Annotated in this window: 4 protein-coding genes, 2 tRNA genes and 2 rRNA genes (1 of these 8 only partly in view); 5 read left to right on the forward strand and 3 right to left on the reverse strand. The window is 61.5% G+C overall.

Features of this window, described 5'->3' with window-relative positions; translation table 11 throughout:
• Positions 1-52: 52 nt before the first annotated feature.
• On the reverse strand, positions 53-841 hold the full coding sequence (locus RX329_RS04680) for an MOSC domain-containing protein (RefSeq protein WP_085361205.1): 789 nt from the start codon (positions 839-841) through the stop codon (positions 53-55).
• Between the two features lie 257 nt (positions 842-1098).
• Here RX329_RS04680 and clpB point away from each other — a divergent pair, with 257 nt between their 5' ends.
• The gene (gene clpB, locus RX329_RS04685) at positions 1099-3738 is read left to right on the forward strand and encodes an ATP-dependent chaperone ClpB (protein ID WP_018453270.1); all 2640 of its coding nucleotides are present in this window, start codon (positions 1099-1101) and stop codon (positions 3736-3738) included.
• A gap of 100 nt (positions 3739-3838) precedes the next feature.
• Here the strand turns inward: clpB and RX329_RS04690 are convergent, their stop codons facing one another.
• Both RX329_RS04690 and RX329_RS04695 read right to left on the reverse strand, forming a co-directional pair.
• Complete coding sequence (locus RX329_RS04690; RefSeq protein ID WP_317245515.1) at positions 3839-5458, reverse strand: hypothetical protein; 1620 nt, start codon at positions 5456-5458, stop codon at positions 3839-3841.
• 159 nt (positions 5459-5617) lie between these two features.
• Entirely contained in the window at positions 5618-7681 is a 2064-nt protein-coding gene (locus RX329_RS04695; protein ID WP_085385476.1) for a M23 family metallopeptidase, read from the reverse strand.
• Positions 7682-8710: 1029 nt separating this feature from the next.
• On the opposite strand from RX329_RS04695, the gene RX329_RS04700 reads away from it, so the two are divergent.
• The 4 genes from RX329_RS04700 to RX329_RS04715 form a co-directional block, all read left to right on the forward strand.
• Positions 8711-10199: ribosomal RNA gene (locus RX329_RS04700) — 16S ribosomal RNA — on the forward strand.
• Between the two features lie 188 nt (positions 10200-10387).
• Positions 10388-10464 (forward strand) — tRNA-Ile (locus tag RX329_RS04705).
• A gap of 33 nt (positions 10465-10497) precedes the next feature.
• A tRNA-Ala gene (locus RX329_RS04710) sits at positions 10498-10573 on the forward strand.
• Positions 10574-10978: 405 nt separating this feature from the next.
• Positions 10979-11645 (forward strand): 23S ribosomal RNA (locus tag RX329_RS04715); it runs 2206 nt beyond the window's last position.
• The 16S and 23S rRNA genes sit together here with 2 tRNA genes alongside, the layout of an rRNA operon.

Genomic DNA, 11645 nt, shown 5'->3' on the forward strand with positions numbered 1-11645 from the left:
CCTGGATTGCTTCGCTTCGCTCGCAATGGCGGAGCGGGGCCAGCGCGCAGCGTCACACCAGCTTCGGCTGTTCCAATGCAACCGCGTCGCCCACGCCGATGTCGCCTTCAGCGATCACCTCGGCATAGATGCCGCAGTCCATGTGGCCGAGATTGCTCGAGAGCGTGGCGGGGATTTCGAGATCGCGCTTGGCGGTATCAGGGTCGACATTGGTGGCCGGGCAGCGCTTGATGCGCTTGACCACTTGCAGCCGGGCCTGTCCGATCGCGAGCGTCTGGCCGACGAGGTCGAGCTCGGACCAGGCCGGCCAGCCCTTCACGTAGAGATTGGCGCGGAAGCGTAGCGGGTGGACGGCGGCGCCGCCGAGCATGGTCTCGAGCGCGCGGACGCTGTCGAGATTGATGATGGACACGACCTTGCGGGCGACGTCGGAAAAGCTGTGGTCGCGGCCGGACAGGATCTTGGGCGGGCCCTTCAGCTCCGGCTGAAATTTTTCCCTGAAATAGTCCTCGATGGCGGCGCGCCCGGCGGCGGTCTCGAGATCGCCGCTGGCGACGATCTGGCCGTCCTTGCGGATGGTCAGGCAATTGGTCGCGTCCTCGAACCGGCTGTCGAGCGAAGCTAGCCGCTCATTCCGCGCCAGCATCAGGAACTGGATCTTCGGCTTCCACTGCGGTGCTTCCGGATCGAAGCCGCTCGGGCCGTTCTCGATGGCGTAGCGGCGGTCGGCGGGCAGGGTCTGGCCGGCTCGCAGGGAGACGCGGGGCAGGGCCTCCGGCGTCAGGCCCTTGATCGGGTAGCGGTAGAGCCCGGTGATCTCGGCGGTCTGGCTGATTGTCATTGCGCTGGGTGTCATGCCGCTACTTAGGGGATTCGGCCCACCGGCGCCAAGCGGGCGGATCCGCGCACGAAATTGTGAACTCGCCTCTTCCGGTCCGAGGCCTCGCTTCCCACATCTGGGTCAGGCCGGCGCCAGCGCCGGCTGATAACGACCGTTGCCGGTTGAGAAACGTCAATGCGGTAATCGGAAACCCAATGAAGATGCCGTTTGGAGTGCCTTTGAGGGCTCCAGGGGCAGGCCGAGGGAAAGACCACGAAATGAACATCGAAAAATATACCGAACGCTCCAGAGGCTTCGTCCAGTCCGCGCAGTCGCTTGCGGTGCGCGAAGGGCACCAGCAGTTTTCGACCCTGCACGTCCTGAAGGTGCTGCTGGACGACAATGAAGGCCTCGCTGCCGGCCTGATCGACCGCGCCGGCGGCAATTCCCGCGCAATCCTGAAGGCGACCGAGGACGCCCTGAACAAGGTGCCGAAGGTCTCTGGCGGCGGAGCCGGCCAGATCTATCTGGCGCCCGAACTCGCGCGCACCTTCGACGCCGCCGAAAAGGCTGGCGAGAAGGCCGGCGACAGCTTTGTCACCGTCGAGCGGCTGCTGCTCGGCCTGGCGCTGGAGAAGACCAGCGAGGCGGGCGCGATCCTGGCCAAGGGCGGCGTCACCCCGCAAAACCTCAACGCGGCGATCGAAGCGCTGCGCAAGGGCCGAACGGCGGACTCCGCCACGGCCGAGAACGCGTATGACGCGCTGAAGAAATATGCCCGCGACCTCACTCAGGCGGCGCGCGACGGCAAGCTCGACCCGGTCATCGGCCGCGACGAGGAGATCCGCCGCACGATCCAGGTGCTGTCGCGCCGGACCAAGAACAATCCCGTCCTGATCGGCGAACCCGGCGTCGGCAAGACCGCCATCGCCGAGGGCTTGGCGCTGCGCATCGTCAACGGTGACGTGCCGGAGAGCCTGAAGGACAAGAAGCTGCTGTCGCTCGACCTCGGCTCGCTGATTGCAGGTGCAAAATATCGCGGCGAGTTCGAGGAGCGGCTGAAGGCCGTGCTGCAGGAGGTGACCGGGAGCGATGGTAATTTCGTCCTGTTCATCGACGAGATGCACACGCTGATCGGCGCTGGTAAGGGCGATGGCGCGATGGACGCGTCCAATTTGCTCAAGCCTGCGCTCGCCCGCGGCGAGCTGCACTGCATCGGCGCCACCACGCTCGACGAGTACCAGAAGCACGTCGAAAAGGACGCGGCGCTGGCGCGGCGATTCCAGCCGATCTTCGTCAGCGAGCCCTCGGTCGAGGATACGATCTCCATTCTGCGCGGGCTGAAGGACAAATACGAGCAGCACCACGGCGTGCGGATCACCGATTCCGCGCTGGTCGCCGCCACGACCCTGTCCAACCGCTACATCACCGACCGCTTCCTGCCGGACAAGGCCATCGACCTCATGGACGAGGCGGCCGCGCGGCTCAAGATGCAGGTCGATTCCAAGCCGGAAGAGCTGGATTCGATGGATCGGGAAATCATCCGGCTGAAGATCGAACAGGAAGCGTTGAAGAAAGAAAGCGATGCCGGGTCGAAGAGCCGCCTGCAGACGCTGGAGAAGGAGCTGGCCGATCTCGAGGAGAAGTCCGCGGCGCTCACCGCACGCTGGAGCGCGGAGAAGAACAAGCTCTCCGACGCTCAGAAACTGAAGGCCGAGCTCGACGGCTTGCGGGTTGAACTTGCCAACGCACAACGGCGCGGTGAATTCCAGAAGGCCGGCGAGCTGGCCTATGGCCGGATCCCCGAATTGGAAAAGCAGCTTGCGGAGATCGAGGCCAAGGAGAACTCCGGCGAGATGATGGAGGAGGCGGTCACCGCCAACCACATCGCGCAGGTGGTCTCGCGCTGGACCGGCGTGCCCGTCGACAAGATGCTCGAAGGCGAGAAAGACAAGCTCCTGCGGATGGAGGACTCGCTCGGCAAGCGCGTCGTCGGCCAGGCCGAGGCCGTGCGTGCGGTCGCGACCGCCGTTCGCCGTTCGCGCGCGGGGCTGCAGGACCCGAACCGGCCGACCGGCTCGTTCATGTTCCTCGGGCCCACCGGCGTCGGCAAGACCGAGCTGACGAAAGCGCTCGCCGAGTATCTGTTCAACGACGAGACCGCGATGGTCCGCCTCGACATGTCCGAGTACATGGAGAAGCACTCGGTCTCGCGGCTGATCGGCGCGCCTCCGGGCTATGTCGGTTATGACGAGGGCGGTGCGCTCACCGAAGCGGTGCGGCGCCGGCCCTACCAGGTCGTGCTGTTCGACGAGATCGAGAAGGCGCATCCCGACGTGTTCAACGTGCTGTTGCAGGTGCTCGACGACGGCCGCCTCACCGACGGCCAGGGCCGCACCGTCGACTTCCGCAACACGCTGATCATCATGACCTCGAACCTCGGTTCGGAGTTTCTGGTGAACCAGCCGGAGGGCGAGGATACCTCGGCCGTGCGCGAGCAGGTGATGGGCATGGTGCGGGCGCACTTCAGGCCAGAGTTCTTGAACCGCGTCGATGAGATCATCCTGTTCCATCGCTTGCAGAGGAGCGAGATGGGCCGGATCGTCGAGATCCAGTTCGCACGGCTGCAAAAGCTTTTGATCGATCGCAAGATCGTGCTGACGCTCGACGCTGCGGGCCGCGACTGGCTCGCCGCCAAGGGCTGGGATCCCGCCTACGGCGCACGGCCGCTGAAGCGCGTGATCCAGCGTCACGTCCAGGATCCGCTCGCCGAGATGATCCTGGCCGGCGACGTCAAGGACGGCGACAACGTTGCGATCTCCTCCGAAGGCAACGTGCTGACCTTCAACGGCAAGGCGCCGCAGACCGCGGAGATCGCCCAGTTCGAGGCGCCGGTGTCGAAGCGGAAGCTGAACTGATCGTCGGCATTCGAAGCCTGAAGCAACAAGCCGCCCCGGAGATGTCAACCTCTCCGGGGCGGTTTGTTTTGCGGGTTGTTGGCGAACTTACTGCGGCGACCTATTTCTTCGTGAGCTTGTAGATCGCGTTCTCGATGTCAGAAGAGAAATAGATCGTGCCGGATTCCCCGATGCCGACGCCTGTCGGAATGTGCGTCGGCAGTCCTCCGGGTGCACCCACGAGGCCGATTGGAAGATTGGCCGCGATCTCGGTAACCGTGCCGGTCTCCGGCACGATTTCGATCAACCGTTTGGCGCCGACCTCCGCTACGATCAGCTTGCCGTCTCTGGCGCGGGCGATGCCTTCGGGCATTTTCAGGTCCTTGGCGACGACTGTCTTTTCGCCGTTGCTCTCGATCATCGAGATCACGCCGGAAAAGGCTTCGGTGAGATAGACCTCGCCACGCGATCCAGCGACGAGCCCGACCGGGCCCTCGAGGCCGCCGATCAGTGTGGTGCGATCCTTGCCGTGCTCGCCGCTGACGCGGACCAGCGATTTGGTGCCGAACTCGGCCACCAGGATGCTGCCGTCCGCGAGCACGAGCGCGTCGTGCGGCGCCTTGAAGCCGTGCAGCATGTCGCGGGTGGCCCCGGTCTTGCCGTCGATCACCTGCACCGTGCCGGTGAACCAGCTCGATAGGACCACATCGTTGCCCTTCGCCGTTGCGCTCATCGGATATTCGAGCGTGACGCCGGCGGCGTGCATGCGCGCCTTCTCGGTGACCTCGCCGGTCGCGCCGTCCACCGTGCGATAGGCGAACACGTCGGCGACGTGGATCGTATCCTTGCCGTTCTCTGACGTGACGCCGATGCCGCCGGGCAAGGCGAGCTTGCCGATGATCACCTGCCGCGCCTGGCCGGTCGCCGGATCGACCTCCTGGATGCCGTTATCGGCCATGTTGGAGACGTAGATTCGGTCCTTGTCGTCGATCGCGAGATTGTCCAGCGACGGCTTCAATTGTGCGACCACGGTCTTGGCGCCCGACTTGGGATCGACCCGAACGAGCTGGCCGAGCGCGGTGTCGACTACCCAGAGATCGCCCTTGGAATCGAAGTTCACCGCGGCCGGGACCTTGAAGCCGTCCGCGACGACGGTCAGCTCGGCCTTGTCGACGTCGACCTTTGCGACCTGTCCCTTGAACCAGAGCGGACCGTAGAGCTTGTCGTCGGGACCGAACTCGAAGCCGTTGAGGCCGCCCATCTTCTCCATGATCTGGCGCGGCGGTTTGACGCCCTCGACGTCGATCTCATAGAGCGTGTCGCCGAGGAAGACGGTGGTGGCGTACAGCCTGCCGTCCTTGCGGAAGGCGAGCGAGTTGATGCCGGGAAGGCCTGAAGCGAGTTTCTTGATCGGGCCGTCGCCCTTGCGCGAATAAAGATCGCCGGCCAGGAATCCGGTCCAGGCCATGGTGCCGTCGGGGGCGAATGCGATGTCGTCGGCCATTCCGATCGGGGCGGGGATTGCAACCTTCGCGCTACCGCCGGGGATGTCGACCTCGTAGAGCGCCGCGCCCGCGACGCTGCCGGCAAACAGATGGCCGGCCTTGTCGATCGCAAGCCCGTGCACGCCGTGGAACGCCGAGCCCGGAACGAGCTTGGTGACCTCCCAGTTTTCGGCCGAAACACTGGTAGCGGAGACGACCGCAGCGACGAAGGCTGCGCAGGCGAGCCTGTTCTTCATGGCGAGACCTCCCGCTTTTTTGGAAAGTATTCGCTCCTCATGCCGCTTTGGCAAACGAAACTTGACGTTGTGATGCGGCCAAGCCGGGCCCCGCGCGACGTCGTCAAATCCGGATCGTACTTGAATATGTCCGGCCGATCTCGGCCCGGTTCGCCGGCTTTACCTGTTGGTGACCTGCAACGGACCGCCGGTGGCGTCCGACATCCGGGCGATGGCACCGGCGCGGCCGCTCATCATGCCGTCGAGCCGGTCGCGCTCCTTCTCGAAGCCGGCCAGCATCGGGCCTTCCAACGAGCGGCCGCGCGGCAGTTTCACACGCAGCGGATCGACGAAGCGGCCGTTGACCAGGATTTCGTAGTGGACGTGCGGGCCGGTCGACGCGCCGGTCGAACCGACGAAGCCGATCACCTGGCCCTGCCGCACCTTCTTGCCGGGCTCCATGCCCTTGGCGAAGGCCGACATATGGCCATAAGCGGTCTCGTAGCCGTTGTTGTGCTTGATGCGGATGTATTTGCCGTAGCCGCCCTCGGGGCCGGCCTTCTCGATCACGCCATTGCCGGAGGCGAAGATCGGCGTGCCGTAGGAGGTGGCCCAGTCGACGCCGGTATGCATCTTCACATAGCCGAGGATGGGGTGACGGCGGCCGCCGAAGCCGGAGCGCATGATGGCGTTGTTGACGGGCTTGCGCACCAGGAACTTCTTCGCGCTCTTGCCGGTCTCGTCATAGTAATCGACGACGCCGTCATCGGGGCTCTGGTAGCGGTAGTATTTCTTGGTCTCGCCGCCGAGCGTCAGCGAAGCGAACAGCACGTCGTTCTTTTCGCTCGCGGTCACGCCTTCGTCTTCGCCGGCGTAGAACACGTCGAATGAATCGCCCGGCGCCACCTTGCGCTGGAAATCGACGTCGTAGGAATAGATCTTGATCATGTCGTCGATGACGGGCATCGGCACTTTGTTGCGCATCGCGGTCTCGTAGATGCTCTGGTAGAGCCGCACGCCCGTGCCGTCATCATCGTCATCGTCGTCGCTGTTGGCGTTCGCCGCCGCGTCGGCGACGGTGTTCATGCTGGAGACGTCGACCGCGACGTATTTGCCGAGATCGGACAGCGCCGCGATCGCCTCGACCATGGTCTCGTTGGCGATGACGACGCGGTAGGGCTGCAGGCGGGCGCCGGGGCTTGCGGGCGCCATCAGGATCCGCAGCTTCTCGCCTTCCTTCAGGCCGCCGTCGCGGCCGCGCGGCCCAAGCGTCGCGGTGATCGCCTTGATCTCCTCGGCCGTGGCGCCGAGATCGCGCAGCACGCCGGCGACGCTGTCGCCCTTCTTGACCACGTGGACGCGTTCGCCGTTGGGATTTCCGCCGGTGATCTGCTCTTTGGTCTTCGGCAGCAGCGTGACGTTTTCCGGCACCACGCGCGTCTCGAAGCCGGCATAGGGATCGGACGGCGACACTTCGGTGGCGTAGGCGCTTCTGATATCGGACGGGCCGGTCGCGCCGGAGACGTCGGCCGCAGCATTGGAGAGCGCGGCGTAGCGCACCCCGCCATTGCCGCGCCAGTTGGCGGCATCGCGGACCCGCATCAGGATGTCGTCGAGCGCCACCACTGCGGAAATCTTGGCTTTCGGCAGCACCTGGGAGAGGTCCTTGGTGACGAACGAGACCTCGGCGTCGGGTTCGACGGCTTCCGGATTGTTGGGATCCTCGGATGCCGCCTTCGGATCGGATCCGACATCTGTGAGAAGGCGCTGGGCGTTGAATGGCGGGATCTTCGCCGACAGATCGCTCGTCGTCATCGACAGATTGCCGGCAATCCGGATGAAGGGACGCACCCGCATCACGTCGCGGTTGCCGACGCGGGCGACGGTCGAGACGCGCACGATGTTGCGCGAGGCCGTGGATTCGCTCGGCGGCGGCAGGCGGTCGCTCTTGTGCAGCGTGGCGGTGCGGTCGGCTGCGCCGAATGCGCCGCGCAGCGCGCCTTCGACGCGCTCCGGCACCTTGGCGAAGGTCATCTCGCCGTCGAGCGAAGCGAAAACGGCGCCGCCGATCAGGGCTGCGCCGCAAAGTCCGGTTAGAATCGTCCCGCTGAACCATTGCACCGAGACGCGGCGGCGATCGATGACGGCGGCTTCCGAACCATCGACGGACAGCGGCGGCTCGTGGCCGAGATCGATGATCCCGGTCTCACGCCCGTAAGCGCCGCGTGACGTCCTATGGTTCAACCCAAGTCCCCCAATCAACGATCCGAGAGCCCGATTTCGAGCAGCCCCGTTTCGAGCAACCCTGTTTCGAGCCCCTCCTTGAGCCGCCCTCTTCGGGGCGTCTCTGGAAAAGGCAAGCCGCATAGGCGTCCGCGGTCAGAAGGCCCAGATGTCGGACCGGCCGAATTTACGAACAGCTAAGCGGAAAAAGATCTCTCGATGTGTCTCGAATGTCTGAAGAAGGCCGCTTCATCGTATGATCGCCTTCCTCTGACCCCACACAAACCGCCGGCAGCCCCCACTGGCATCCCTGCGATTCAAGCTTTGTCTGTACCAGAACGCCGGGGGATTGTGGCTCAAGTACGGCGCCTAATATGGAAAAGTTTCCCGAACGGCCGGGCGTCAGGGGCCTTCCAGGGACGAGCGATCCAAGTCGCGTCCAAGTCGCCTCATGCCGCCTCCGGAGCCCTCTCGAGCCCAAACTTTTTTGAGTTTTTTCTCCGCGCCGGCGCGATCCAGCCGCTCAGCGACTTTCTAACCTGCTGTAATCGCGTGGATTTTTCGAACAATCCACCGTGCGACGATTTTCTGACAATGGTCGTTGACAACCCCGATGGGCGGGGCCTATAACCCGACCACTGAGCGCGGCGCCGCCGGGTCACTGACCAAGGCGAGCGAACGCGCCACTGATGCTCCTCACCTTGTTGAGTGACACAACAGTCGACGTAAGTCGATTGGAGTTCATCCATCGTCGGTAAGGGTGTCGGAACCCTTCCTCTCTGGAAGGTTGGGGCCTCCTGGTCCCGGGCTGTTTGACAAGTGAAGATGAAGAAAGAGAAACGTGGACGGCGGAGTCCTTGCGCCTCTCGGATACTGAAGAGCTTCGGCTTTTGAGTTCTGAGAGGGGACGAAAGACTTCGGCGGTACACGTTTTAAGGTTACACCATCGTTGCCAGCGATGTGAATCGCGGGCAGCTCATCGACTTCGGTCGATGAAAAATGGTGGGACCTCGTCAAAACGTTGTGATCAGCCGGTTCAAAGTTCAAGTCCAACTTGAGAGTTTGATCCTGGCTCAGAGCGAACGCTGGCGGCAGGCTTAACACATGCAAGTCGAGCGGGCGTAGCAATACGTCAGCGGCAGACGGGTGAGTAACGCGTGGGAACATACCTTTTGGTTCGGAACAACACAGGGAAACTTGTGCTAATACCGGATAAGCCCTTACGGGGAAAGATTTATCGCCGAAAGATTGGCCCGCGTCTGATTAGCTAGTTGGTGAGGTAATGGCTCACCAAGGCGACGATCAGTAGCTGGTCTGAGAGGATGATCAGCCACATTGGGACTGAGACACGGCCCAAACTCCTACGGGAGGCAGCAGTGGGGAATATTGGACAATGGGCGCAAGCCTGATCCAGCCATGCCGCGTGAGTGATGAAGGCCCTAGGGTTGTAAAGCTCTTTTGTGCGGGAAGATAATGACGGTACCGCAAGAATAAGCCCCGGCTAACTTCGTGCCAGCAGCCGCGGTAATACGAAGGGGGCTAGCGTTGCTCGGAATCACTGGGCGTAAAGGGTGCGTAGGCGGGTCTTTAAGTCAGGGGTGAAATCCTGGAGCTCAACTCCAGAACTGCCTTTGATACTGAGGATCTTGAGTTCGGGAGAGGTGAGTGGAACTGCGAGTGTAGAGGTGAAATTCGTAGATATTCGCAAGAACACCAGTGGCGAAGGCGGCTCACTGGCCCGATACTGACGCTGAGGCACGAAAGCGTGGGGAGCAAACAGGATTAGATACCCTGGTAGTCCACGCCGTAAACGATGAATGCCAGCCGTTAGTGGGTTTACTCACTAGTGGCGCAGCTAACGCTTTAAGCATTCCGCCTGGGGAGTACGGTCGCAAGATTAAAACTCAAAGGAATTGACGGGGGCCCGCACAAGCGGTGGAGCATGTGGTTTAATTCGACGCAACGCGCAGAACCTTACCAGCCCTTGACATGTCCAGGACCGGTCGCAGAGATGTGACCTTCTCTTCGGAGCCTGGAACACAGGTGCTGCATGGCTGTCGTCAGCTCGTGTCGTGAGATGTTGGGTTAAGTCCCGCAACGAGCGCAACCCCCGTCCTTAGTTGCTACCATTTAGTTGAGCACTCTAAGGAGACTGCCGGTGATAAGCCGCGAGGAAGGTGGGGATGACGTCAAGTCCTCATGGCCCTTACGGGCTGGGCTACACACGTGCTACAATGGCGGTGACAATGGGACGCTAAGGGGCAACCCTTCGCAAATCTCAAAAAGCCGTCTCAGTTCGGATTGGGCTCTGCAACTCGAGCCCATGAAGTTGGAATCGCTAGTAATCGTGGATCAGCACGCCACGGTGAATACGTTCCCGGGCCTTGTACACACCGCCCGTCACACCATGGGAGTTGGTTTTACCTGAAGACGGTGCGCTAACCCGCAAGGGAGGCAGCCGGCCACGGTAGGGTCAGCGACTGGGGTGAAGTCGTAACAAGGTAGCCGTAGGGGAACCTGCGGCTGGATCACCTCCTTTCTAAGGATGGTTCTTCAGAAGCTTGCTTCTATCGAACCGTTTTAGAAACATCAGTGGCCAACGGTCGTCAGGATCGTTGAGCTGCATTGGCGGGATTTCGCCGTCTTCGTTTCTCTTTCTTCGCGGACGAACACGCGCTGGGGCTGCAACCTTGCAGAATCCCTGGTCCTTGACTGGATATGCGTTAGGGGCTTGTAGCTCAGTTGGTTAGAGCGCGCGCTTGATAAGCGTGAGGTCGGAAGTTCAAGTCTTCCCAGGCCCACCACACTCATCGAGTGAGCATTCGTCTTCTGGTTACGGGGCCATAGCTCAGCTGGGAGAGCGCGTGCTTTGCAAGCATGAGGTCGTCGGTTCGATCCCGTCTGGCTCCACCAGATGGTTTGATCACCGGCTGCTCATACCGTCGTCCGCGAAACATCACTTCGCACTTACTAGTCCGGATGGACAGTAAGCTGCGTGATTTCTGACATCGTAAAGAGGAGATCGATCCGAGTTGGATCGGGCAACAAGTAATTGTTGCGCGATACTTCATTATCTCCGGATCATTTCGGCGCTCGTGCGTCTTCCATTGTAGCTCACAAGGCTGCTTTGAAAGACAAGCGAGTTGTAAATGATCCTTTTAGCGAAGCTTGACCGCCTCGCTATCGGAACGATCTTACGAAGCAAGCTGGTCTTTCTAATCATTGTCCGGCTGCAGATAGCGTTCATCGAGGGCGCGTGCCGCAAGGTAGTTCTGCAGACAACATTCTGCCGAGTGTGTGGACATTGATAATGAGAGCAATCAAGTGCCTTAAGGGTGTTCGGTGGATGCCTTGGCGCTGAGAGGCGATGAAGGACGTGCTACGCTGCGATAAGCCGTGGGGAGCTGCGAAGAAGCTTTGATCCATGGATTTCCGAATGGGGAAACCCACCTTCGATAGCCGGAACTCCAAGACCTCAGTCGAAAGACTGTGGTGTGGGGTTCGAACAGAGATGTGAGATGCCTAAGCCTTTAGATTTCGATCGAAGAGGTTTTGGATTTCCGGTTATCAAAAGAAGGTATGAGACTTCTGAATACATAGGAGGTTTCAAGCAAACCCAGGGAACTGAAACATCTAAGTACCTGGAGGAAAGGACATCAACAGAGACTCCGTTAGTAGTGGCGAGCGAACGCGGACCAGGCCAGTGATACATCAAAGACAATCGGAACCAGTCAGGAAAGCTGGGCCTTAGAGGGTGATAGCCCCGTACGAGTAATGCGATGATGTATCCACGAGTAAGGCGGGACACGTGAAATCCTGTCTGAACGCGGGGGGACCACCCTCCAAGCCTAAGTACTCCTCAGCGACCGATAGTGAACCAGTACCGTGAGGGAAAGGTGAAAAGCACCCCGACGAGGGGAGTGAAATAGACCTGAAACCGGACACCTACAAACAGATGGAGCCCAAGATACGTTCTGGGTGACAT

The sequence above is a fragment of the Bradyrhizobium sp. BWC-3-1 genome, assembly GCF_032917965.1.
Classification (GTDB): Bacteria; Pseudomonadota; Alphaproteobacteria; order Rhizobiales; family Xanthobacteraceae; genus Bradyrhizobium; species Bradyrhizobium canariense_D.